This window comes from Scytonema millei VB511283 (genome assembly GCF_000817735.3).
GTDB classification, from domain to species: domain Bacteria; phylum Cyanobacteriota; class Cyanobacteriia; order Cyanobacteriales; family Chroococcidiopsidaceae; genus Chroococcidiopsis; species Chroococcidiopsis millei_B.
The window spans coordinates 164,883-188,761 of the sequence record NZ_JTJC03000004.1 but is presented as its reverse complement, the minus strand read 5'-3'; the positions used below and the strand labels follow the sequence as shown (position 1 = coordinate 188,761).

The 23,879-nt window shown below is 44.9% G+C and carries 17 protein-coding genes; 4 read left to right on the top strand and 13 right to left on the bottom strand.

Features of this window, described 5'->3' with window-relative positions; genetic code table 11:
* Nucleotides 1-4: 4 nt before the first annotated feature.
* The 6 genes from QH73_RS15910 to QH73_RS15885 all read right to left on the bottom strand — a co-directional run bounded on the left by QH73_RS15910 (nt 5) and on the right by QH73_RS15885 (nt 6,222).
* Nucleotides 5-286 carry a hexameric tyrosine-coordinated heme protein gene (locus QH73_RS15910; RefSeq protein ID WP_052290226.1) on the bottom strand — a complete coding sequence of 94 codons (282 nt, stop codon included), beginning with the start codon at nt 284-286 and terminating at the stop codon, nt 5-7.
* A gap of 17 nt (nt 287-303) precedes the next feature.
* Nucleotides 304-438: a hypothetical protein gene (locus tag QH73_RS28845; protein ID WP_286194121.1), complete on the bottom strand. Its 135-nt coding sequence runs from the start codon at nt 436-438 to the stop codon at nt 304-306.
* A gap of 255 nt (nt 439-693) precedes the next feature.
* Nucleotides 694-846: a hypothetical protein gene (locus QH73_RS15900; RefSeq protein WP_165587716.1), complete on the bottom strand. Its 153-nt coding sequence runs from the start codon at nt 844-846 to the stop codon at nt 694-696.
* A gap of 350 nt (nt 847-1,196) precedes the next feature.
* Entirely contained in the window at nt 1,197-3,530 is a 2,334-nt protein-coding gene (locus tag QH73_RS15895; RefSeq protein WP_039717181.1) for a CHASE2 domain-containing protein, read from the bottom strand.
* Nucleotides 3,531-3,532: 2 nt separating this feature from the next.
* Nucleotides 3,533-4,756 carry a DUF1822 family protein gene (locus QH73_RS15890; RefSeq protein ID WP_039717182.1) on the bottom strand — a complete coding sequence of 408 codons (1,224 nt, stop codon included), beginning with the start codon at nt 4,754-4,756 and terminating at the stop codon, nt 3,533-3,535.
* Nucleotides 4,757-4,764: 8 nt separating this feature from the next.
* On the bottom strand, nt 4,765-6,222 hold the full coding sequence (locus QH73_RS15885) for a hypothetical protein (protein ID WP_039717183.1): 1,458 nt from the start codon (nt 6,220-6,222) through the stop codon (nt 4,765-4,767).
* Between the two features lie 641 nt (nt 6,223-6,863).
* Between QH73_RS15885 and QH73_RS15880 the strand changes: the two genes are divergently transcribed.
* Nucleotides 6,864-9,470, top strand: a complete 2,607-nt coding sequence (locus QH73_RS15880) for a beta strand repeat-containing protein (protein WP_165587715.1) — start codon at nt 6,864-6,866, stop codon at nt 9,468-9,470.
* On the top strand, nt 9,463-12,567 hold the full coding sequence (locus QH73_RS15875) for a CHAT domain-containing protein (protein WP_309476490.1): 3,105 nt from the start codon (nt 9,463-9,465) through the stop codon (nt 12,565-12,567). The genes QH73_RS15880 and QH73_RS15875 overlap by 8 nt, the downstream gene beginning before the upstream one ends.
* A gap of 49 nt (nt 12,568-12,616) precedes the next feature.
* Here QH73_RS15875 and QH73_RS15870 read toward each other — a convergent pair whose 3' ends face one another.
* From QH73_RS15870 to QH73_RS15855, 4 genes are all read right to left on the bottom strand, one after another.
* On the bottom strand, nt 12,617-13,354 hold the full coding sequence (locus tag QH73_RS15870; protein WP_236147046.1) for a DUF928 domain-containing protein: 738 nt from the start codon (nt 13,352-13,354) through the stop codon (nt 12,617-12,619).
* A 75-nt stretch (nt 13,355-13,429) separates the two neighbouring features.
* Nucleotides 13,430-13,954 (bottom strand): lipocalin-like domain-containing protein, encoded by a 525-nt coding sequence (locus tag QH73_RS15865; protein WP_236147045.1) that lies wholly within the window; start codon nt 13,952-13,954, stop codon nt 13,430-13,432.
* Entirely contained in the window at nt 13,941-14,792 is an 852-nt protein-coding gene (locus tag QH73_RS15860; RefSeq protein ID WP_039717186.1) for a dioxygenase family protein, read from the bottom strand. The genes QH73_RS15865 and QH73_RS15860 overlap by 14 nt, the downstream gene beginning before the upstream one ends.
* A gap of 257 nt (nt 14,793-15,049) precedes the next feature.
* The gene (locus QH73_RS15855; protein WP_309476489.1) at nt 15,050-18,727 is read right to left on the bottom strand and encodes an NACHT and WD40 repeat domain-containing protein; all 3,678 of its coding nucleotides are present in this window, start codon (nt 18,725-18,727) and stop codon (nt 15,050-15,052) included.
* Between the two features lie 373 nt (nt 18,728-19,100).
* Between QH73_RS15855 and QH73_RS15850 the strand changes: the two genes are divergently transcribed.
* Together QH73_RS15850 and QH73_RS15845 are read left to right on the top strand one after the other, a co-directional pair.
* A complete protein-coding gene (locus QH73_RS15850) occupies nt 19,101-20,138 on the top strand; it encodes a glutathione S-transferase family protein (protein ID WP_039717187.1) in 1,038 nt (345 codons plus the stop codon).
* Between the two features lie 100 nt (nt 20,139-20,238).
* Nucleotides 20,239-21,156, top strand: coding sequence for a histone deacetylase family protein (locus tag QH73_RS15845; RefSeq protein ID WP_039717188.1), 918 nt, complete (start codon nt 20,239-20,241; stop codon nt 21,154-21,156).
* A 364-nt stretch (nt 21,157-21,520) separates the two neighbouring features.
* On the opposite strand, the gene QH73_RS15840 is transcribed toward QH73_RS15845, so the two are convergent.
* The 3 genes from QH73_RS15840 to QH73_RS15830 form a co-directional block, all read right to left on the bottom strand.
* Nucleotides 21,521-22,402 carry a DUF2382 domain-containing protein gene (locus tag QH73_RS15840; RefSeq protein ID WP_039717787.1) on the bottom strand — a complete coding sequence of 294 codons (882 nt, stop codon included), beginning with the start codon at nt 22,400-22,402 and terminating at the stop codon, nt 21,521-21,523.
* 326 nt (nt 22,403-22,728) lie between these two features.
* Nucleotides 22,729-23,124, bottom strand: a complete 396-nt coding sequence (locus tag QH73_RS15835) for a RidA family protein (protein WP_039717189.1) — start codon at nt 23,122-23,124, stop codon at nt 22,729-22,731.
* 183 nt (nt 23,125-23,307) lie between these two features.
* On the bottom strand, nt 23,308-23,745 hold the full coding sequence (locus tag QH73_RS15830) for an NUDIX domain-containing protein (protein WP_039717190.1): 438 nt from the start codon (nt 23,743-23,745) through the stop codon (nt 23,308-23,310).
* Nucleotides 23,746-23,879 lie beyond the last annotated feature (134 nt).

Genomic DNA, 23,879 nt, shown 5'->3' with positions numbered 1-23,879 from the left:
AATGCTACTTTCGCCAGTAGTTATTAGCAGCGGCGATCGTGGCAAATTCTGCGGCAACAACTTGACTCGCGGCAATTAGCATCATGGCATCATTGTCATAAACCTTGCGCAGTTGTTTGCGCTTTTCTTCATCAGGTTGAGTCAACTTAATAATCAGCCGTGCCATTTTAACTGCAAGTTGCCGTCCTTCTTCTGGTGTCTCGGTCAAGAGTGAATTGTTTGGGATTAATGTAATTTCCGGTGGTGTGAGAACAGGTGCATGGTTTGGAGCAGTTACGTTATCCATATCAAAATCTCCTACAATTAGCGTTTTTTACGGACTGTTGAAACGGTCATGTCGATAATCTCAGCATTGACAAGAACAGTTTTAAATAAAGCCAAACTGTCAGCAGGAACGATCGCTTCAATTTGTTTCATTTTTTCTTCTTGGTATGACATGATTACTTGGTAAGTTATTGTTTTACAAAGCTACAAATCTGTTTGAATCTAGATTATTCTTGTCTGAACTCCGATCTCAAGTCGTAAATGCCAATTGTATTCATCGAACGACCCAGCAAACGCAAACGCTGAAGTCTCTGAGCTTGAAAGTTATTCATCAAATGAAGAAAAGCTTGGTGTCTAACAGAGTTGATTTTCATTTTTTTTCCGTTTATGAAGTTGCTTGCAATGGAGATTGGATTTTAAACAAACTATTTACGAATCTTGTGAAATCCATCGTGCTACTAAATGATGACGTTTGCCGTCAAACTCTTTCACCCAAATCATCGATAATTTAGAACGGCGATTTTTGAGTTGTATGTCAACATCTACTCGATCTAGTGAGTAAGAAGTAGTTTTGGCGTGCATAGATTTTAGTTATTTAACAAAGTTTTCATGAATTTCGTGACAAATTCATGCTGTTGTTATCCGCTCTTCCTTATCTATGTAATGGGTGGAGTTGCGATCGAATTATGCAGCGATCGCGAAAATTGAAGTCAATAAAAATAACAGTGTCAGGAGATACGCACTTTAAATTTCAGCTCTCGACGATCCCCCCTAACCCCCCTTAAAAAGTGGGGAAATAAAAGCCCCCTGTTAAGGTTGATTGCAAAATACGCCTGAACCAACATATTAAACTTAAAAAGTGGGGAAATAAAAGCCCCCTTTTTAAGGAGGTTGGGGGATCGACTGCGTAACTTCTGAGTGTTAGACGAGCGCTATTTCTGAGTTTTGAATCCTACATATACTGCTACATATGCAGACGCAAGAACTAAAGCTAATGCAGCAGGAATCAACGGTATCCAGCCACCTAGTAGCAAGAGGCTAAAACAAACTCCATACACGACGCTAAAGGCGATCGCTCCTGCTAGTCCCAAACGTAACCCTTGCAGGCGATAAGCGAGTATGCCGCCAACAACGGACCAACACCAAACCCAAAAAACTTCACTCCACTGCGACCAAACCCAGATCGACGGTCGGCGATCCAAAACGGCGCTGAGGATTTGACTGAGCATGTGCGCCTGTACAACGACTCCTGGCATTTTTTGGTGAAGAAACTGACTGGAACTGTAAGGAGTAGACCAATAATCGTGAAAGCTTTCGGCGATCGTACCAATCAGAACGATCCGGTCTTTGACTAGATCGGCAGTGAGTCGATTGTGAAAAACATCCGCAACTGTCACTTGCTTTGCAATTGGATTAGCAGCGCGATAATTGAGTAGGAGTTGATAGCCGCGACTGTCTATGTTGTGGTAGCCACCAGTATTCTCCTCTAAAGTTTGAAAAATGACCTTACCAATCTGCCAATCATTTTCTGAGGTCAGTTGTGGTTGAATGCCTAAATCGGCTAGGTAACGGGTGGCTAATTGCAAACTTAAGGATTTGTCAGTCGTGCAAGGAGGTGCAGCAGCCATAGCTAAGAGCTGACGGCGCAGAATGCCATCGGCATCTAGCACGACATCGCTAAAAGCCAAACGTTGCTTGGGGACTTCTGGAGGTGGCGCAACACCAGATTTTTTATCCTCCTCGCTGGCTTTGCAGACCGCAAAAAAGCGATCGCTCTGTTGCATTGTCCGAGCTAAATCTGCATATTCTTCTCCCACAGGGTTCTCGCGATAGATATCCAAACCGATCGCGCGGGGTTGAAATTGCTCTAGTTTTTGAATCAGTTGAGCCAGCGTTCGATCTGAGATCGATGCAGCTCCCCTTTCTTTGGCTGGTTGTGCCTGTACGTCGGCTTCGGTAACGGTGACGACTAGAATACGCGGATCTGGCGGCTCGGCTGGTCTAATTCGCATCAAGGCATCAAACGCTGAAAGTTCCCATGTCTGCAAGATGCCTTGCGATCGCACTCCCATCACTAAGGTCGTTGCAATTAAACTCGCTTGAAAAATTGTGAGGAAAACTTGACGCAGTGGTAATGGGCGATGTTGGGAGGTATTTGACCAAACTAGCGGTGCTGCTGTGGGATTTTGGCAAATTACGGGTAGCCAACTGGCGCAGGGAAAGCGATCTTCTAATCCCTGCAACCTTTCCCTTGCTTCTCGCGCCGCCCGATAGAAAGATTCGCCGCTAGCAAATGCTTCTAGAAAGTATTTCAAAAATTCTTGGGCAACTAAATCTGGTAACGGTTCTCGCGTTACGATAATTTGAGGAATGTGTAGAGCCGCAAGTTCTTTTGCCAGTCCCAAACCATCACAAGAGTTAAAAATTGCCAATCTCAAACCACGGGCGATCGCGGCTTTGAGTCCATTCTTTAATTGGGCGATCGTTAAACTATCGGTGCGATTGAGGTAAATTTGACCAGTCTCACCATCAGCTTGACTCGCACTATGTCCAGCAAAAAATAGCATGTCCCAACCTTGTTTATCCCACAACCATCGATCTAATTCTTGGCGTTGTGGCTCTATGAGAAAAACAGTTTGTGCGCCTGGTAATTGCTCTAGAATGTCTCGATCTTTTTGGATATCGATTCCTTCACTGTTACCTAAAACAGCTAAAATTCTAATTTTTCTGGGCGAATGTTTGCGTAACGGTTTAACTCGATCTACTTCTGGCACGCTGAGGCTAGCGATCGCCTGTTGGTAATCTTCAAAAAAATCCCACAAATGCCAGGGAATTCGCCGTACTTGGTCTGATTCTGTTTCTAGTGCTACGAGGATTTCTTCATGTGGGGCTAATTTGGTACGTAATTTGCGGTCAATATTGAGAAAAGTTTCGGATTTAAGCCAAAGATTAAATCGATTTTTAAACTCATTGCATAAATTGCTAAACTCTACTGAAGAAACATGCGTAATATCTTCCGTATCAATTTCTAAATCTTCTATTTCTATATATCCGCGCCAATCTAAGTGGCGATCAAAAGACTCATAAAGTAGTTGATAAAGTAACTGCCAGCGTTGATAAAGTTCGTATAACTCTGGTGCAGGAGGTAAGCTACCAGTAAATTGTATTGGCACGGGATTACCATCTTCCCACAATTGAGCTGTTACCGTAGGAAAACCTGCTTGGAAGTCACCCTTACCCAGTTTGAGAATAACCAACTTATTCATGGCTACGCGCCAATTGGCGATTCGAGGACAAAATCTTCTCTAATATTGACATTACCTAAAGCTACTTCGATCCCGAAACTTTTTCCTAAAGGAGATTTAAATCGTTTCAGTTGAATTAAGCGATCGAGATTTCTCGATTGTACCTCCTGAAGCATTGTCCCTGCTTGAGATAGTAAAATGAGTTTGAGATTGGCTGGTAGGTAAGTTTGTCCGCTGGCTGGATGCAGTTGTACGCGAATGCTAACTTTGCGATCGCTCTCTAATGTTAGAGCAACTAATAACACCACTTTTACACCTTCTAATTGCATTCCCAGATCGATCAGTTTTGCCCCTTGGACGCGAATTGTATTTGCATCCGTTTCATGACGAAATTGAAATGCTAAATGTTGAGGATGTAAAAGTGAATCGAGCGGCTGCCAACCCCCTGTAAAGAAATTTTGCCACCAGTGGCTTAAGTTATTAATTTGAGGCTGGCATTTTACAGCACAGCTGCGAGATTGTAATCGCTTTTGGTATAATGATTGTCGATTTTTGTCAGCAGTAATAAGTGCTGCCCATTGTCCAAATGGAACGCAAAGACGAGGCGAGAAGGGAGTATGTTGACTAAGTTGTGCTAGTAATTTTTCTACTTGTGCAGTAGATAATTTAGGTAATGATTTAATCTCTAGTTTCTGAGGCGCAAAAAGCTCTCGTGCTATCCACATCATATTAATATCTGCAATTAAATCTTCTGGCTCTAAGCAGTAATTTCGGTCGATGGGATCGTATTTTCCTTCCTCTCTAATTTGCTGATGGGTTGCATACCCCCATACCCGCAACCAGCCTGCTTCTAAGTTTAGCTGTACGGCTAAATAATAGTTGACTGCCCAGTTAGGAATATCAACCCACTCTTGAGGAATGTGAAATTCTGCTTGACTGCTTTTATCGCTAGGAATGAGTGCGAGTCGAGTTTTACCTACAGTTAGTACTGTGCCGTTGACTATTTCCCAAAAACTAGAAAGTTCAGCTCGATTCGGGCAGATAATAGGTGTTTCGGGTTCTATTGGCAGCCAATTGAACAGTGTATGCAAACACAAATGATTCAAAAATCCTCGCCAACGGGCAGCATGATTAGAATAAGCCTCTTGAGTCACAATTTGCCATATTTTGCCTTGAACTTCTGATGGTAATTCTATCCAAAGATGTTCTGGATAGATTGTCACTAATTCGTTGAGTTGAAGCGTCATTGTATCTCCTATATTTTGAATACGACTTGCTCGCTTTTCAACCATTCATGAATAAAGGTAGCTATTTTAGCTTCTGCTACGCTTAATGATTTTTTAGTGGTATTCATGTTGACTGCTAATTCTTGATAAAAATAATCGATCAAATTCTTTTGTATTTCTTGCTCTTGAAAACTAGTAACTTTATTTTCATCGAACAGTTGTATTTTAATTTTTTCTAAAATTGAATTGAGGGATTGTACGCAATGCGATCGCAAACACTCTATTAAAGAATTTTTGAGATACTCAAGATCGCGATCGCCTTGAACTTGAATGTCTGGATTAAGTTGGTTCCACTCTTGCAAAAAGTCTTGTAATAACTTGGTCGTGTATCGTCCTAATTGACGCGCAACTTGATATTGCTTTTGCATTTCTGGATATTTATGCTGGACGATCGCTGCTATTTCTGCTTGAGTTAAGTTTAATCCTTGCCAAAGTGTAAATAATATTTGACCTGCGATCGGCATTGAGGTAAATAATTTGACAATCAAAGATTTAACTTGTTCTTGTTCTTCAATTTGAATTGCTGTATCTAAAGGGGTAGGAATGAAATCTGATATATTACTGTAGTTATCTAAAGGGAGAAATTGCATCGTGCGGCGATCGCGTGCGGCTTGGATGCAGGTTGTTAACATGGCTTGAATTGTTTCTGTTGTAGCTATGGCTGTGGGAAAATTGAGGCGATCGCGCTGCTTGTTATAATAGGCGACTATTTGTTGTAGATCTTCTTGATTAGGTGGTTCTAGGATGCGACTGACTTGACTACGATCTGGTTGATAAATGTCATCAAAGCATCGCCATGCGAGAGAGTGTAAATCGAGCTGGCTACTAGTTATTCCTTGTAATATCAATGCTTCCTTTAGTTCTTTAGCACTCAAATCTTTGAGCAAACCGTAATCAGAAAATTTCTGTCTCTTTGCTTCTATATCTTGACAATAAATTTTATCGCTAACAAAACGTAATATCGCTGTTTTGGCATAGCCTTCTATGTTGGATTGAGAGTATTCTAAGTTGAAAGTTTTGAGTAGTTTTGCTGGCAAACAGCTAGCAAGATTAGCAATCTGAAAGTAGTCTTCTAATACATATTTGTGTTTTAAATATGAGAGTCTTTTGTGTGCTTTTTGCGCTGCCCAAAGACAAGCTTCTTGTAAGTATGCTGAAATATGCTTTTCAGCTCTTAACTGAGAGCGATGTGTAGCAGGGGCGTGCATTTGTGCGATCGTATGAGAGTGATGTGTGGGTATTGAGGATATTTCTCGCAAAACTTTTAAGAAATATCGCGCCCAGAATTCTGCTTTAGCGTCTGGGTCTGACTGGACTAAATATTGCATAGAATGTTCTAATTCGAGTTCAGCCTGCCAACAGCAATTTTTGCTATTAAAGCAGAAAAAAGTAGAGAATTTTTTTACGATATCTTCACGCTGTTTCATGAAGTTTTCCTCACGATCTAACTTAATATCTCAAAAACAGGCTGCACCCATGAGCGACACAGTTAAATCTCTGACGAGATCCGATGCGCGGATCTACAACTACATAAATCCCTCCGACCGAATGAATTAAACCAGTACTCTTTATCTATGGGTACGGCAGCAGGGTGATTATGCAGGTTTCTATATTTTTCTACTTAAGTCAGAGCTTAACTGGGTTAAGTTGCCTGGTATGAACCTGGGAAACACTGGATACTGTTGATATCTGGCTGTAGGAGGGTAGTGCAGCGGCTATTTAACTTGACTCTTGACAATTTTGTTCGGCTTTCAGCACCCGTCACTAGCGGGTCTCGCTATAGATAGTAGCACTTTCTAGCAGGCTTTTGCCTATGAACATATTTTGTCTCATTTCGTCTCGACTACGGCAGAGAAGATCCCCCCAACCCCCCTTCACAAGGGGGGCGATGAGATCCCCCCAATCCCCCTTCACAAGGGGGGCGATGAGATCCCCCCAATCCCCCTTCACAAGGGAGGCGATGAGATCCCCCCAATCCCCCTTCACAAGGGGGGCGATGAGATCCCCCCAATCCCCCTTCACAAGGGGGGCGATGAGATCCCCCCAACCCCCCTTCACAAGGGGGGTATTGAGGAGAATAGTCATATATGGTGGCGTGCTAGCTGCTTTATGCAACACTGAGTCAGTCCTGGCTCAAGTCGTCCCAGATACAACCCTGCCAGTCAATACTACTGTCACGACTTCCGGCAACACGGATGTCATTTCTGGCGGAACTCAAGCTGGAACGAATTTGTTTCATAGTTTCGATTCATTTTCCATTCCTACGGGTGGGACGGCGGCTTTTAATAATGCTGTCGAGATCCAAAATATTTTTAGCCGCGTCACGGGTGGATCTGTATCTAATATTGACGGGTTAATTCAAGCTAACGGTGCTGCTAACTTATTCTTGCTCAATCCAAATGGATTGATCTTTGGCGCAAATGCCAGATTAAATATTGGTGGCTCGTTTGTGGGGACGACGGCGAGTAGCCTGAAATTTGCCGATGGCACTCAGTTTAGTGCAACTGCGCCCCAGACTACGCCATTGCTGACAATTAGCGTTCCTACGGGCTTGCAGTTTGGACAAAATCCAGGAGCAATTCGCGTGCAGGGTACGGGGTATGATTTATCTGTTCGGGAGCCAATATTCTTACCCATCGCCAGGAACAGTAGCTCAAGTAGTCTACAGGTACAACCAGGAAAGACACTTGCGTTAGTAGGGGGTGATATAAATCTAGAAAGCGGCGTGCTGACGGCAGAGCAGGGCCGAATTGAGTTAGGTAGCGTGAGCGATGGGCAAGTTAGCCTCAGTTCCATTCCTCAGGGATTTGACCTGAGATATCAAGGCGTGAGCCGCTTAGGAGATATTCAGCTATCGCAGCAGGCGTTAATCGATGCTAGTGGTGGCGGTTCGATTCAGGTACAAGGCAATAATGTATCCCTCACTGATGGCTCAATCATTTTGATTCAAAACAAAAAAGAGCAACAAGAGGGAATAATTAGCATTAATGCTGCTCAGTCTCTCAGCATGAGTGGAACTAACTCAGATGCTAGGTTTCCTGGTGGATTAAGAAGTGAAACAGAAGGTATTGGAAATGGAGCAGATATCGCAATATCTGCCAAGCAGCTAGCGATTCAAGGTGGAGCAGCAATAATGACTCGCTCCTTTAGTTCCGGTAAAGCAGGCAAGGTGACTGTGAGTACCTCTGATTCCATGCAACTGATTGGGTCTTCACTCATTAATCCCACTTTGAGTAGCAACATCAGCACTGCAAATTTAAGTACAGGAAATGCAGGTGATATCTCAATTTCAACAAAGCAGTTAACTGTTCTAGATGGAGGAATCATCACATCTACAGTCATTGGAACTGGAATAGGAGGGGATGTGACTGTGAATGCCACAGATTTCATAGAACTGATTGGATGGCAACCAACCACTTTTCAGATCAGCAATTTAGCTGCTTCAACTTTCAATGCTGGCGATGCTGGCAGCTTGACCCTCAACACGTCAAGATTGGTACTTCGGGATGGGGGAAGGGTAACTTCCTCTACCTTGGCGACTGGCGATGCTGGAAGTGTTACCATCAACGCTTCTGAGTCTGTCGAGGTAAGTGGTACAGTGCGAGGGTCTTCTCTTTTCAGTTACATGGGTGCGTCTGCTCCACTTGGAAGGGAGGTCATACGACAAGCTTATCAACTACCCCCAGTGCCAAGTGGAAAAGCTGGAAACATGACCATTAACACAGGGCAGTTGAGTGTTACGGATGGTGGCTTAATTAATGTCAGGAACGATGGCTCGGGGGATGCAGGAACGCTCAGTATCAATGCTCGCTCTATTATCTTAAGCGATCGGGCTAGTATTACAGCAGCAACAGCATCCGGTGAAGGTGGCAATATTCAAGTTACGGTAAGGGATTTGCTTCTGTTGCGCCACAATAGTTCAATATCTGCCACGGCTTCTGGTAACGGCAATGGTGGCAATATCAACATTGATACTCCTCTACTCGCGATCGTTCCCACAGAGAATAGCGATATCAGTGCCAATTCCGAGAATTTTCGGGGTGGCAATGTCCGCATCAACGCCCAAGGTATTTTTGGGACTCAGTTCCGCAACTCTCCTACTCCCGAAAGTGACATCACGGCTTCTGGGGCAAATTCAGAATTAAGTGGCGCGGTAGAAATTAACACCCCAGAAATTGACCCCAGTTCTGGATTAACAGAGTTACCCACTATTCCCATAGATCGCACGAAATTAATTGCTCAAGGTTGTCCGGCAAACGAAGGCAATACTTTTACCATAACCGGACGCGGCGGCTTACCATCACTGCCAGACGAAGCCCTCCGCAGTAATGAGCCTGTTGCAATTGATTGGGTGTCGCTGGGGGAGGCGGGAGTTGTAGGGGCGGGTTTAGAGAAAAATCATCGGCAGTTGAGACAACAAATCTTCGTTCAAAACCCGCCCGTACGAGAGTCGGAAGTCGGGGACGGGGGACATGGGGGACATAGGGGGCATGGGGGACATGGGGGACATGGAAGCAACTACCAACTACCAACTACCAACTACCAAAATCCAATTTCAGAAGCTCAAAGCTGGTTGTATGACAATAACGGTAACGTGATTTTGGTGGCAACTGTACCTAGTGGCGATCGCCAAACTTTTATGCCTTTATCTCATCCTAGTTCTTGCAGTGATTAAACACAGAAGACTGCTGCGGATTTTTCACAAAGCACGCGCTGTATTGAGGGCGGCTGGTATTGCTGTGTCTCGACTTCGGCAGGGCAGATCCCCCCAACCCCCCTTGGAAAGGGGGGCTAAGAGATCCCCTCAAACCCCCTTAAAAAGGGGAGCTAGGAGCGATCGCAAGATCGGGTGGTGTCAGTTTGTAATTGTTGTCTCAATTGCATCGATCGTTGCTGGGGGAATTATCCCCAAAATAGATGGACATATCTTCAGGCTTACACTTCGATCGGCTCAAGCAATCGAAAGTCCAATTGCCCAAAATCAGCCAGATGCTCAAGCATTACTCGATCGCGGGCGAGAACTCTACAAGTCTGGACAATTCTCAGCCACCGTTACAGTTTTGCAGCAAGCCGCCTCAGCTTTTCAAACTCAAGGAGATAAACTGCAACAGGCGATCGCCCTGAGCAATCTTTCTCTTATCTACCAACAACTCGGACAATGGGAAAAAGCAACACAAGCGATCGCCTTTAGTCTTAATCTTTTAGGATATCCAGCTGAGAAGAGAGCTGAGGGAGCTGAGGAGGCTGAGGAAGCTGAGGGAGCTGGAGAAGAAAGAGAGCCAGCAGAAAGTCAACAGTCAACCACCAACTACCAACTACCAACTACCAATTACCAATTACCAGCTCAAAATCTCAAAATCTTAGCTCAAACCCTGGAAATTCAAGCCGATTTACAACTCAAACTAGGACAGGCAGCACCAGCTTTAGAAACTTGGCAACAAGCTGCTAGCATATACGATCGCCTCGACGATAAAGTTGCGATCGCTCGCACCTTAATTAACCAAAGTCTTGCACGGCAAAGTTTAGGTTTCTACCGTCAAGCCCTAGCAACATTAGAGCAAGTCAGTCAAACTCTAGAGCAACAGCCAGATTCATTACTCAAAGCCATTGCCTTACGCAATTTGGGCGATGTGCTGCAATTGGTTGGCAATTTAGAGCAGTCGATGAAAGTGTTACAACAAAGTTTGGATCTCGCCAAACGTTTAAAATCTCCCTCAGAAATAAGTGCAGCATTACTCAGCTTGGGCAATACAGAGCGCGCTTGGGGTAATCGAGTCCAAATGCGGCAAAATATGGTCAATGAAGACATATATCCTTCGTTACGCTGTAATATCGGTCAACTAAATGAGAAATTGAGCCAAAACGCTGCAATTTCTCACTATCAAAGGGCTGAGCGATATTATCAAGCAGCAGCGATCGCTTCACCCTTGCCCGCATCACGAATTCAAGCAAAAGTCAATCAAATAAATATATTACTAGAACTCCAGCAGCGAGCGCAGATCCATAAAATATGGACTAACCTACAACCAGAACTGACGAATTTATCGCCCAGTCATGCCACCATCTTTGCTCAAATCAACTTGGCTCAAAGCCTGGGGTGTTTGAAACACGCCACTGTTAACAATGCTCTCACCTGGAAAGAAATTGCTCAAATTTTCGCCACCGCCATTCAACAAGCCCGCAGCATTGGTGATGTGCGATCGCAAGCTTATGCTTTGGGTGCTTTGGGTGGATTGTATTTAGAATCCCAGGATTTACCAGAAGACGCACAAACGTTACACAAATCGTCTCTACAATATGCCCAAGAATTAACAACACAAGCTTTGACACTAGCCCAAGCAATCCAAGCAAATGATATCGTTTATTTGTGGCAGTGGCAGTCAGGGTATCTACTCAAACTACAAGGAGATTTAAAAGGTGCGATCGCCTCCTACACTGAAGCAGTCAATACATTACAATCTCTACGCAGCGATCTCGTCGCTCTCAATCCAGACATCCAATTTTCCTTTAGAAACAGCGTAGAACCCGTCTATCGGCAATTAGTCGATCTGCTTTTGCGATCGGAAAGCGGGAGTTGGGAGTCGGGAGTCGGGAGTCGCAATTCTGCATCACGCACCACACAAATTCAGCAACAAAACTTACAACAAGCCAGAAATGCAATTGAAGCGCTTCAGTTAACTGAACTAGAAAACTTCTTTCGTGAAGCTTGTTTGCAGGCTAAGCCGAGACAGATTGACGAAGTAGTTGACAAAACAGATCCGACAGCAGCAGTCGTTTATCCGATTATCTTACCAGACCGCTTGGAAGTCATTGTTAAGTTGCCAAATCAAACAGAACTACGCCATTACACAACTTATAGATCGCGTCAAGAAATCGAAGATAGTATAGAAAAATTGCAATTATTCTTAGTAGAACCAGACCGAATTAATGATATTAAAGAATTGTCTCAGCAGGTGTATGACTGGCTAATTCAACCCTTTGTCACCGAATTCGATCGCCAAAAAATCAAAACCTTGGTATTCGTACTGGATGGTTCTTTGCGGAATATACCAATGGCAGTACTTTATGATAAACAGCAAAAACAATATCTGATCGAAAAATATGCGATCGCCCTTGCTCCTGGTTTGCAACTGGTCGATCCTCAACCTTTACAACGACAAAGACTTAAAGTTCTCATTGCTGGAATTAGCAAAGAACGCCAAATTGCTGGACGAAATTTCTCTCCACTCGAAAATGTCCTACTGGAATTGCAGCAAATTCAAAATAAAGTTCCTAATAGTGAAGAACTTCTCAACCAAGCTTTCACTAAACAAAATATTCAAAGTCAGATAGATGCGGCTGAGTTTTCTGTCGTTCATATTGCTACTCATGGCGAATTTAGTTCCAATGCTGAAGAAACTTTCATTCTTGCTTGGGAACAACTCATTAAAGTCAAAGATTTTGATAAATTGTTGCAATTAAGCAGTCAACGCCAACCTAAAGCGATCGAATTGTTAGTTCTCAGTGCCTGTCAAACAGCTGCGGGCGATCGCCAAGCTGCCTTGGGATTAGCTGGAATTGCCGTTCGTGCAGGGGCGCGGAGTACTCTAGCAACACTGTGGTCGGTAGACGATCGCTCTACTGCTGAATTGATGACTCATTTCTACCAAGAATTAGAAAACGCCACAGTCACTAAAGCCGAAGCCTTACGTCGCGCTCAACTAACGCTATTGAAAAATTATGAAATTCCCTATTTTTGGGCTGCGTATGTTTTAGTGGGAAATTGGCTTTGACAGTTATCAGTTATCAGTTATCAGTTATCAGTTACTTACGACTTACGACTTACGACTTACGACTTACGACTTTTAATATTGGTTCTTTAGATAGTTTTTCTAAGCCAACGTCGCTTAATATGTCAGTCCAGTGGCGATCGAGAGTTATGTTTTGGGGTTGAGTTTGACGGAGTTGCGCTAATTCAGTGAGGGCTGAGTACCAAATCCCATTTTGAGCGTAGAGAGTCACGCGGTCTAGTGGTGCGATCGCGGCTTTTAAGCTGTTTTTTAAATTAGGTGACGGTGCTACCCGTCGTACTCGTCCGTAGACAAAAACGGGAGCAGACAATTTTTGGCGATCGCAGTAAAGTTTAAAATACCAATAATACGTTTTGTCAATTTCTAAAGGTTTTGTGGATGGCGATTTCACGTTGATAATGCCCGATTTGTTGGGTAACGAGAAAGTGATGCGATCGACATTTTGATTTTGTTCGTTCTGCAAGGAAAATTCTCCCCAAACCGTCTTTTGGGAGATAGCAGGTACGTAAAACCAAAAAGTAGGATTCTCTTCTACTGCTAAACCTGAGTTATTAGCGGGGACTAAAGCCGTGAGCGGAATATTCGCCACCGGACAATCACCACGGCTACCCGTTCCCTCTCTTCTACCTGGTCTACCTCGACTTGAGCCGTCGATTTGTTGTTGATTAAAAATGCTGACTGAGCGATCGCCCTGTGACAGCACTAACATAGGATTGCCGAACGAACTCGCGAAGATTATAGTCAAGGCGAGGCTAAGTTTGACTCGCATAAAATGACTTCCTCTAAAATGGATAGAGTTGATTGAGTAGCGAGGAAATTGGGTGCTTGGATGAATTGTGACTGCTCAAACTCGTTTCCATACCAATTCAAAAACTTTGACAACACCATCGCTTAGAGTAGGTGGCGTTTTCAGGGTGACTCGATCGCCATTGAAGCTAAAAGTGCGAACTAAGTCTGTACCTAATCGATTGGGAATTGACGCTATTTCAATGTGATGAACTACAGTATTTCCATTTATTTTGTACGTCCCAGCATAAGCATTGAAGCTAGTAAAAGCTGCTGCTAGTTCCGCGACTGGTAGTTTTTGTATATCCTTACCCAACGGTGACTTGACATCTATACTGAAGGGAGTGCGATCGCTCCTGGCAAACATCACCATCATTCGACTGTCAGGCGTATAAGTAATATATCCAACTGGATTATTTCCATACACATCAGGCTCAATAGTTCCATCAGGAAGGATGGCGATCGCTGAAATTAGTTTCCAAGTTCCTAAAAGTTGGTTGTTTGTCATTTGTCCCGACTCCCTAGTACGGGCGCACGGCTGTGCGCCCCTACCGACTCCCGACTCACCATCATCGCAACACAAAATTAAAATTTGTAGTATAAAACGGTACGTGCCGACCGCTTGCCATCAGTTCGTCAACGGCATCGTGTTTTTGCAAAGAGGCGATCGCAGTTTTGACTGAGAAAGTTGTATCGGAATCGATGTGGGGATCGCCAGCAATAAATATCTGTGTTGTTAGCGGAGTGTAGCCAGGAGCGCTGAGCTTAACATGGATGTGTGCAGCCCGCCAAGTATGCCGTCCTAATAGCTCCAATACCTCGCCGCAGGGTCCGCTAGCGGGAATGTGATACCCTGTTGGAACTACAGTTTCAAATGTATATATTCCATCCGCTTTGGTTCGGAAACGACCGCGAAAGTTATCTTTTGGTTGGGATGGATCTTGAAGATCGTAGAGTCCTTGAGAGTTTGGTTGCCAAACATCGACGATCGCGTTAGCGATTGGCTTACCGTCTAAGTCTAATACGTAGCCTGAAAGAATCAGCGGTTCGCCTGCTTTATCTATCCCCAGGCGATCGCCCATGTTGCGTTCTGGCGTATCCGGTACGTACATCGGACCTTCCAGATTGCTTTCTGTTGCTGTACCGTTTGCGTCGTGTAACAGTTCCACTAGTTCGGAGATGCCGATCAAGTCCGTCAGCATATGAATTTCCCCATTGGGAATCTCTTGAGTATGGTGACTTGCCCGATTGAGAAAATCGCGCCCATACTGCAACTCTTGCTCGGTTAAATTCACTTCTTTAGCAAAGGCGTGCAGATGTGTAATTAGGCTGCGGTAAATTTCGTAAAGTCGCGGGTGCGCCTTGCCACCATCACCGTGATCGATGACTGTTTGAGTAATGTTGTCGAGAGTAATTTGCATGACTTAACTCCTCCAACTGAAAATTCATCTGTGTCTGGGTCAAATCCAAACCTTTTCCTCTCCTCTACATGGGTGGCGATCGCTCGATTTATGCAAAAGCCCCTGCTCTCCAATTTCCTGTACGGGCGGGTTTAGCTAATAGATTCACAACTTGAGCTGTAGATTTTTGGTCAAAACCCGCCCCTACGATTTCTTATATCTAGCTTCGGCATAATTCTGAATTTTGACCAGGCAAGATCGCCCACTTAGGTACTAACTTAACGATCGACTGCCCCTAATGCCAACAACGTAGCTGTTTGAGCTGAGGTTAAACCGACCGCACCTGCAATCTTCATGCCTTCATAGAGTCGGTCGGCTCGTAGCGTTTGTAGGCACTGACCCGAACCAAGATCCCAAAGCGCGATCGTTTCATCTTGGCTACCACTAGCCAGCAACAGGCGATCGGGGCTGAAAGTCACTGAATACACCCAACTCGTATGACCCAATAACACTTGCAGACATTCGCCACTCACCACATCCCACAATCGCACCGAGCAATCATCGCTACCGCTAGCCAACATCATGCCGTCTGGACTGAAGGCAACCGAGCGTACCCCACTGGTATGACCGCGTAAAATTTGCAGACATTCACCGCTGTTGACATCCCACAAACGAATCGACGCATCAGCACCGCCACTAGCTAAGATCCCCCCTAAACCTTCCGATGGGGGAATTGGGCTGAAGCTGACCGACCAGACCCAACCAGCATGACCGCGTAAAATTTGCAGACATTCACCGCTGTTGACATCCCACAAACGGATCGACGCATCAGCACTACCACTAGCTAAGATCCCCCCTAAACCTTCCGATGGGGGGATTGGGCTAAAGCTGACCGACCAGACCCAATCAGTGTGACCCTGTAAAATTTGCAGGCATTCACCGCTCTTGACATCCCACAATCGCACCGAGCGATCGAAGCTACCACTAGCCAAAGTTTGACCATCAGGGCTGAAAATAACAGAAAATACCCAATTGGTATGTCCGTTTAGTGTTTGGAGACACTGACCCCGCTGCACGTTCCACAATTTGATTGAGAAATCGGCACTACTACTTGCCAAGATGCTACCATCTTGACTGCTACTGGAATCTACAGGTGCATAGGTAACCGATCGCACCTCCTTAGAATGACCGTGTAGCACTTGCATACACTTACCACTCTTGACATCCCATAAATGCACGATCGCGTCTTCGCTACCACTAGCTAGGGTACTACTATCCAAATTGAAACTGACCGAGCGGATGCCATTAGTAGAGCCGCATAAAGCTTTCAGACATCGACCGCTTTTTACATCCCACAATCGTACAGAAGCATCGTGGCTGCCACTGGCTAAGGCAATACCATTCGGACTAAAAGCAACTGCCCAAACCCAGTTAGTATGTCCCGATAACGCCTTGAGACACTGACCGCTATTGACATCCCACAACCGGATTAAGGAATCAGCACTGCTACTAGCGAGAATGCGATCGCCTAAAAGAGCGCTCGTCTCTTGACCCGGTGCAAAGGCAACAGACCAAACTCCATTTGTATGCCCGTACAATGTTTTAAGACACCGACCGCGCCTCACATCCCACAATCGCACTGACGAGTCTTCGCTACCACTCGCTATAGTTTGACTATCTGGACTCCAAGCCAACGATCGCACGCCACCTGTATGTCCTGGCAAGACTTTCAAGCATCGACCAGTCCGAATATTCCACAGTCGGATCGAGGTGTCGTGACTGCCACTCGCGAGAACGCAAGTATCCGTACTGGGTGCAAAGGTGACAGACCAAACTCCGCTCGTATGACCGTGCAAAACTTGCCAACACTCACCAGTCACATCCCACAACCGAATCGATGCATCGAAACTACCACTCGCTATAGTTTGACTATCTGGACTCCAAGCCACCGATCGCACGCCGCTCGTGTGTGCCTGCAAAACCTTCAAGCATTGACCAGTACGGACATCCCACAACCGCACCGAAGTGTCATGACTGCCACTGACTAAAGTTAAACCATCAGGACTGAAGGCAACTGACCAAACCCAACCCGTGTGTCCCTCAAGTGTCAAAAGCTGTTTGCCGTCTACGACTTGCCATAAGCGAATTTTTCCATCTACATCACCCGTTGCTAAGAGGTTGCCATCGGGACTAAATACGACTGAAACTACACTTCTTAAGGTTTCAGCAAACGCAGACTTCAGCAGATTTGCCTTTTCAAAATTTACCCCAGATAAATTCACTTGCCGTAAATCAGCTTGCCACACTGCTAGTTCTGAAAAGTCAAGCGATCGCAAATTTGTTTTCATCTGTACGAGCAGATTAATCGCATTACCTCCTGCATAGCCCAATTGAGAGCGCGATCGTTGCCGCTGTTGGTTTGGCAACTCCCGCAATTGCGCGATCGCTTGTCGTTTGCCTAACTGAGTCAGCAAACGCTCAATCGTAGGTTGTACGATCAGCCGTCTTTGCGTCTCCCGCACGTAGTCTTTAGCAAGTGCTTGCATCAATGGCAACCGCTGGCACAAATCGAGCTGCTGGCTTGTCAATTCTGCACCTACCAGCTCGACGAATCGCTCCGTCACATACTCCATGACCATTGGTTGGAGTGACAGATTCTTGCCACTTGTCTCGAACGGCGCAGACGCAGCCTTTTCGATTAGAGATCTCCTTAACAAAAAGTCAATCGCTTCTGGTAATTTGCGCTGATAGGCGGTTGTCACCATCGCCTCTGCTAACTGAGCGATCGCGATCGGTTCCCGATGCAGCGCCAGCCAATACATGACTTCTTGCTCGACCGCTGACAAGCGCTGAAACTGCCGCTCTAGCAAATCGCGGATATCTTCAAAAATTAAGATCCCTTGTTCGACATACTGCAAAACTGGAGTAATTCTGCCGTCAAATAGTTCTTGGGTTGCTGCTGCTACCAACTTCAACGCTAGTGGATTGCCCCCATAATGAGCCACCAGGAGGTTCCACTCTGTTTGGGTTCCCGTAAATTGACCCTTTTGCCGAAATATCTCGCGTCCTTGGGCTGGTTTCAATCCTTTTAGCAGTAGCGATCGCGTCAGTAGCCATTCGCCTTCGAGAAATGCTACCTCTTTCGGCTTTTCTCGACTCGTAACGATCGCGCAACTTTGATGGGACACTTCCCCGAAATAGCGCAGTAGTTGACCGTAACCCTCGTAGCCGACACGATACTGTCCGGCTTTCCCAGACTGTAGAATTGTTTCTGCATTGTCTAGAATCAGCAGACAGCGCGAGGAGCGCAAACATTCCATCAGCTTTGATAATTTATCGTTTAAGCTCGCAGGTGGGGCTGGATCTTCTCCTCGCTTCTGGAGCAGAAATTGCAATATGCTTTCGAGTAACTCTTCTAATAGCGGTGCATTGGAGAGCGATCGCCAAATTACAAGTTCAAACTCATTTTGAATTTGCTGCGCTAGCTTCACCGCTAACGCGCTCTTGCCAATGCCACCAATCCCCAATAATGCTACTAAACGGCAGCGTTCTTCCAGCAACCATTGCCGCAGTTGTCCTAGTTCTGCCTCTCGACCGCAGAATGTTGAGACATCGATCGCTTCTCCCCAGTCCTGGTGTCGATTCTCTTGCCCAGATGCCCCACCTAGAACAGGCAACTCATATATGGTACAGTCTCCCGAGGATAATTCTAGGCTGAAGGCTTGAAAAAAGCACTCTAGCGACTGCCGATCTACCCGTTCTTGGCGCTGGAGAATGCGGGAAATGGTATGTAGCGATAAACCCGTGCGATCGCTTAGTTGTTCGCGAGTTAAGCGCCGACCCCAGTTCGACTCTACCTCTACCGCTTGCTTTGCCCGTTGTAGTTTTTGCCATCCTTGAGGAGTGAGAATGACACCACGCTCGCGTTTAGATTTAGCTGGAGGCATGGTAGCCATAAACAACTAGTAAAGTGACGAGACTTGAGGTAATTCGGAGCTTAGCTGAAATTATATTTGCTTTTGCGTCAATTTTCGCTGTTTGAGTTTAGTTTATTGAGTATCATTCTAACAGCAAGCACCTGAAGCAAAACACTCGGTCAAAATATCCAGAGATTTTGGCTATGGGTTTAAATTGGGCGCAAAAACCAGATTAAATCCTTAAAAGTTTTATAATAAAAAGAGTGCAGCTAGATTTAGGCTATAGTATCGCAAGATGTGAAGGTTCATGTCTTTTCATTTGCATTTCCTGACTTTTCCAACTTTCTAAGCCTTTATAGACGGTCGATCGAGAAAGCCAAGCTGACAATAAATCGGTGATTTTTGTCTGAAAATGAGCGCTGATAACCAAAATGTAACTGCTTCCAAACCCAAGCAGAAGGGGAAATCTTTACCACCCAAGTTAATTATCTGGTTGGGCAAATTTGTTTGGACGACACTTTGGCAGTTGATGATGTCGCAGCTTGCACCCCGTGGTAAATCGGGAGAATATCTTCGTCCTAGCAGTCAGTTTCGCGACTCTATTGGTATAGACAGTCCTTACCCACCAGCAACAGGACGCTACCAACTTTTCGTCGGACTTAGTTGCCCTTGGGCGCATAGAACGCTCGCGATCCGATCGCTCAAGGGTTTAGAAGATGCCATCTCAGTGGCGATCGCCACACCCGATCCAATTCAAGGCGGTTGGGTACTACCTCAGCAAGAAGAAGGCTGTCGCAGCTTAGCAGAGTTGTATCAGTTGGCAAAACCAGGATATCAAGGACGCTGTACGGTTCCCGTCTTATGGGATAAACAAACAAAGGCGATCGTCAATAACGAGAGCGCGGAAATTATTGTCATTTTCAATAATGCCTTGAACGAGTTTGCTCAGCAGCCAAAATTAGATCTTTATCCTGAAGATTTGCGAGAAAAGATTGACTGGTGGAATGAAAAAATCTATCATACTGTCAATAATGGGGTATATCGTTGCGGTTTGGCTCAGACACAAGCGGCATACTTAGAAGCTTGCAACGAATTATTTGCGACTTTGGACGAAATTGATGTAGTCTTGGCAAACAGTCGGTATCTGTGCGGCGATTGCGTAACTCTAGCAGACATCCGGCTATTTACCACCTTATTTCGGTTTGATGTTGCCTACTACGGCATATTTAAGTGCAACCGCCGCCGCATTCAAGATTATCACCATTTAGGAGCGTATCTGCGTGATTTGTATCAATTACCTGGGGTAGCTGATACTTGCGATTTAGAAAGTGTCAAGCAAGATTACTACGGCAATCTATTTCCCTTAAATCCTGGTGGGATTATTCCCGCAGGTCCAGATATGTCAAGCTTACTTGTACCGCATGGGAGAGAAAATATAGGGAAGTCATAAGTAAGTCAAAAGTTAAAAGTTAAAAAGGGAAAATGTAGTTGCAGCAAGGCTTTTAGCTGCTATATGCTTGCAAATTAAATGTGGAACAATTTAGCTAAGCATGGATTTACCCCTGGTCTATCACTCCGATTACGTCGTTCCCTTACCCGATACTCATCGCTTTCCCATGCCGAAGTTTCAGTTGCTTTACGAGTTACTGATAGCTGATGGCGTAGCATATCCAGAACAATTTCAGATTCCCGAACGTCCGTCGCAGAAGTGGATTGAGTTGGTACACGTACCGGAATACGTCCAAGCATACTGTAATGGAACATTAGATGCTAAAGCACAAAGGCGAATTGGCTTACCTTGGAGTCCAGCTTTAGCCAACCGTACTTGTGTTGCAGTCGGGGGAACTGTTTTAACCGCCAAGTTAGCGTTAGAGTGCGGATTAGCTTGCAATACAGCAGGAGGAACCCATCATGCTTTTCCCAGTTATGGTTCTGGTTTCTGTATTTTTAACGATTTGGCGATCGCCACTCGTGTATTACAAGAATTAAATCTCGTTCGCAAAGTTTTGATTGTAGATTTAGACGTACATCAAGGCGATGGTACGGCTTTTATCTTTCAAAATGACCCCAGCGTGTTTACGTTCTCAATGCATTGCGAAATTAACTTTCCTGGGACAAAACAGAAAAGCGATTTAGATGTGCCTTTACCCGAAGGCATGGAAGACGATGAATATTTACAAACTCTTGCTCAATATTTACCAGATTTACTATCAAGGATTCAGCCAGACCTAGTATTATATGATGCCGGAGTCGATCCGCATATAGGCGATCGCTTGGGGAAATTAGCTTTAACCAATACTGGTTTATTTCGCCGCGACATGCAAGTTTTGAGTACCTGCGTTGCGGCTGGCTATCCTGTCGCCTGCGTCATTGGTGGCGGGTATGCAGAAGATATGGAATCTCTCGTTTACCGTCATTCCCTCGTCCACCGCGCCGCTAGCGAGGTGTTTCATCAATATCGGCTGTAGTGTTTCTCTCAATTAATTTTTGGCAAGCTGTCGCAGCAGGCGAATAGAATTCGCAGCTACACAGACAAAGTGTGACGAGCGCACACTCATAGCCACATGAAAGGGTCAGTCCTTGCCTTGCGGACTACCCTTCGGGAAGCCGCTTTGCGTCTACGTTTGTATAGCCCCGAATTCCATTCGCTGGGCATTCGTGCAGGAGGTCTAGTTTTCAGTTTTTTGACTTTTGACTTTTAACTTTTGACTTACTTATGGTGCGATCGCTAAATAAGGTGTTTATTTATACTCGATTACACCATAGATCCGGCGACTAACTCATGTCTAGAAGACACGAGTGTGCGTCGCCTTTCCATCAAACGTAAATGCTCTATTGGTGGTAGTTAGGATCGTTCTTATCTACAATCGGACGACCCGAAGCATCCAAATCGAGTTCTTCTCGCCGCACTGTTTCTTCGGCGTTGACCATTTCGCGATCGGTTTCCTTTCTAACTCTGACTTCTTCACGTAAAACAGCTTCCTTACGAATGTCGGGAGTTTCTTCATAAATCTCCATACGTGCAGCTTCACCTTCGCGGAAGTTTGCTTCTCCTGGAGCAGCTGGTCTACCAGCATCATTTGGCGTGACGCGCTCGACCACAACTCGTTCTTTTTCTACTGGAACTGAAACTCTTTCTGTTTCAGTTTCAACGCGCTTGCCTACGGAAACTTCTCCGGCTTTACGACGGGTTTTATTCGCAATCAGCCTTTCTTCATACAGCTTGAGCGATTGACGATCTGGCTGGTTCATATCGTACAGATCTGGCTCTTGCTGATAATTGTAAGTGCTGCGATCGGAATTAACTGTTTTTGCTGCTGGAGCTGTCGAACCTAATGCTGCTGATGATTCTAGGGGGCGATCGCGATAAACTCCTCGCACCCGTTCTTCATATGCGTCATCAATTTTCAGATCGTCGCTAAACTCTGGTAAGCTTTCCGCTTGCTCTTTGGTAAAGCCAACTGCATAAACGTGTCGCTGGTTTTGGTCAATGCGAGAACGTCCCACTGGTAGTAAGACCTGTTTACCAAAAATCCAAAAGCCAGTGTCAACAACTAAATAACGAAAACGACCATCTTCATCGACCAAGATATTCTTGACAGTGCCTACTTTTTCATTATCTCTATCTGAATAAACTTCATAATTTTTAATATCGTCGCCGTCAAAAGAATCTTGATAATTAGTATCAAAGTCCTCAAGTTTGTGAAGAGCCATATTAATTCCTTCCATTTAGTTTGAACTTATTAACTAGGCTAAAACTTTATCTGAATAATGTATCTTGCTAGCGATAGAGATAAAATGTTTTTAGTGATACAATCACTCTACCTTTTGATGTAGTTACGCTCAATAAATGGCAAGCTAACTAATAAACCAAATAGCTATCAATCTGCGATTGGGTATAGGTTATTATTTCAAACTGAGATAGAAAAAAATAAAAGCTAGGTTCTTGTAATAATCTTGTAATAATATAGAAAATTAATTGAGTGGTTCGACGTTGCTAAGCAATAGCTGAACGCGATCGCGCCACTCAAACCATGCAATTAAGCACCGATCGCCGCAATACACTCAATCTCCACTAACACATCTTTCGGCAACCGCGATACTTGCACGCAAGCACGCGCTGGGGCATTTGCTTCATCAAAATATTGAGCATAAACCCCATTCATCGCCGCAAAATCATTCATATCTTTTAAGAATACGGTTGTCTTCACCACATCCTGAAACTTTGCTCCTGCTGCGGCGAGAATTGCCTCTAAATTTGCCATCACTTGCTTCGTCTGGGCAGTTACATCCCCCGTACCGATAATTTCCCCACTCTGAGGATCGAGGGGAATTTGCCCAGCGACAAATACCATTTGTCCGCTAGCCGCAATCGCTTGATTATATGGTCCCACGGGTGCGGGTGCGGCATCGGTACGGATGATTTTGCGAGTCATAAGTTAAGTTAAAAGTCAAAAGTCAAAAGTTAAAAGTCAAAAGTCAAAAGTCAAAAGTCAAAAGGTCTGGGCTGATGATGCAAGTTAAATGCGTGACAGCCTAGTTTGGCGTAAGGTTAGCTGTACTTGTAGAAGTTTGTTCGCCAAATATCACAGTAGAACAACAACTATGTTAAGTAAACCCTACTCACTCGTTAACAAGGGACGAATATTGTAATGACGGTAACGCCAATAATCGCGCAAGATGCGATCGTGATCGAAGCATAAGTTCGTAGGGACTTGCCAAGATTCAAAAATGCCAACACCCTTAGCATCATCTCCAGCTTTGGGTTCGCCTGTCGCCGTAGCAATGAATACTACGCTTAACGTATGCTGGCGCGGATCGCGGTTGGGATCGGAATAAACGTGGAACTGTTCGATTAATTCTACCTGCAAGCCAATTTCTTCTTCAGCTTCTCGACGTGCGGCTAGTTCTGCTAACTCGCCATAATCAATAAAACCGCCAGGGATCGCCCAACCGTAAGGAGGATTATGGCGCTCGATTAAGACAATCGGTCGCTGCGGTCGGTCAATTAATTCGATGATAACGTCAACTGTAGGAACGGGATTGCGGTAAGCCATAAACGAGGAGTGAGGGGCGAGGAGTGAGGGGTGAGGGGACAAGGAGGAAAGTCTAGCCACTAGTCACTGATAACTGACAACTGATAACTGACAACCGATCTTTTGCTTCTTGGCGCAAAGCTTGTTATAATCAT

Excerpts from the sequence above, each read along its gene's own strand:
- QH73_RS28845 (WP_286194121.1), bottom strand. The coding sequence starts at position 438 with ATGTCATACCAAGAAGAAAAAATGAAACAAATTGAAGCGATCGTTCCT.
- QH73_RS15830 (WP_039717190.1), bottom strand. The coding sequence starts at position 23,745 with ATGGCTTACCGCAATCCCGTTCCTACAGTTGACGTTATCATCGAATTA.
- QH73_RS15885 (WP_039717183.1), bottom strand. The coding sequence starts at position 6,222 with ATGAAACAGCGTGAAGATATCGTAAAAAAATTCTCTACTTTTTTCTGC.
- QH73_RS15890 (WP_039717182.1), bottom strand. The coding sequence starts at position 4,756 with ATGACGCTTCAACTCAACGAATTAGTGACAATCTATCCAGAACATCTT.
- QH73_RS15845 (WP_039717188.1), top strand. The coding sequence starts at position 20,239 with ATGGATTTACCCCTGGTCTATCACTCCGATTACGTCGTTCCCTTACCC.
- QH73_RS15855 (WP_309476489.1), bottom strand. The coding sequence starts at position 18,727 with ATGGCTACCATGCCTCCAGCTAAATCTAAACGCGAGCGTGGTGTCATT.
- QH73_RS15910 (WP_052290226.1), bottom strand. The coding sequence starts at position 286 with ATGGATAACGTAACTGCTCCAAACCATGCACCTGTTCTCACACCACCG.
- QH73_RS15895 (WP_039717181.1), bottom strand. The coding sequence starts at position 3,530 with ATGAATAAGTTGGTTATTCTCAAACTGGGTAAGGGTGACTTCCAAGCA.
- QH73_RS15835 (WP_039717189.1), bottom strand. The coding sequence starts at position 23,124 with ATGACTCGCAAAATCATCCGTACCGATGCCGCACCCGCACCCGTGGGA.
- QH73_RS15860 (WP_039717186.1), bottom strand. The coding sequence starts at position 14,792 with ATGCAAATTACTCTCGACAACATTACTCAAACAGTCATCGATCACGGT.
- QH73_RS15870 (WP_236147046.1), bottom strand. The coding sequence starts at position 13,354 with ATGCGAGTCAAACTTAGCCTCGCCTTGACTATAATCTTCGCGAGTTCG.
- QH73_RS15840 (WP_039717787.1), bottom strand. The coding sequence starts at position 22,402 with ATGGCTCTTCACAAACTTGAGGACTTTGATACTAATTATCAAGATTCT.
- QH73_RS15850 (WP_039717187.1), top strand. The coding sequence starts at position 19,101 with ATGAGCGCTGATAACCAAAATGTAACTGCTTCCAAACCCAAGCAGAAG.
- QH73_RS15900 (WP_165587716.1), bottom strand. The coding sequence starts at position 846 with ATGCACGCCAAAACTACTTCTTACTCACTAGATCGAGTAGATGTTGAC.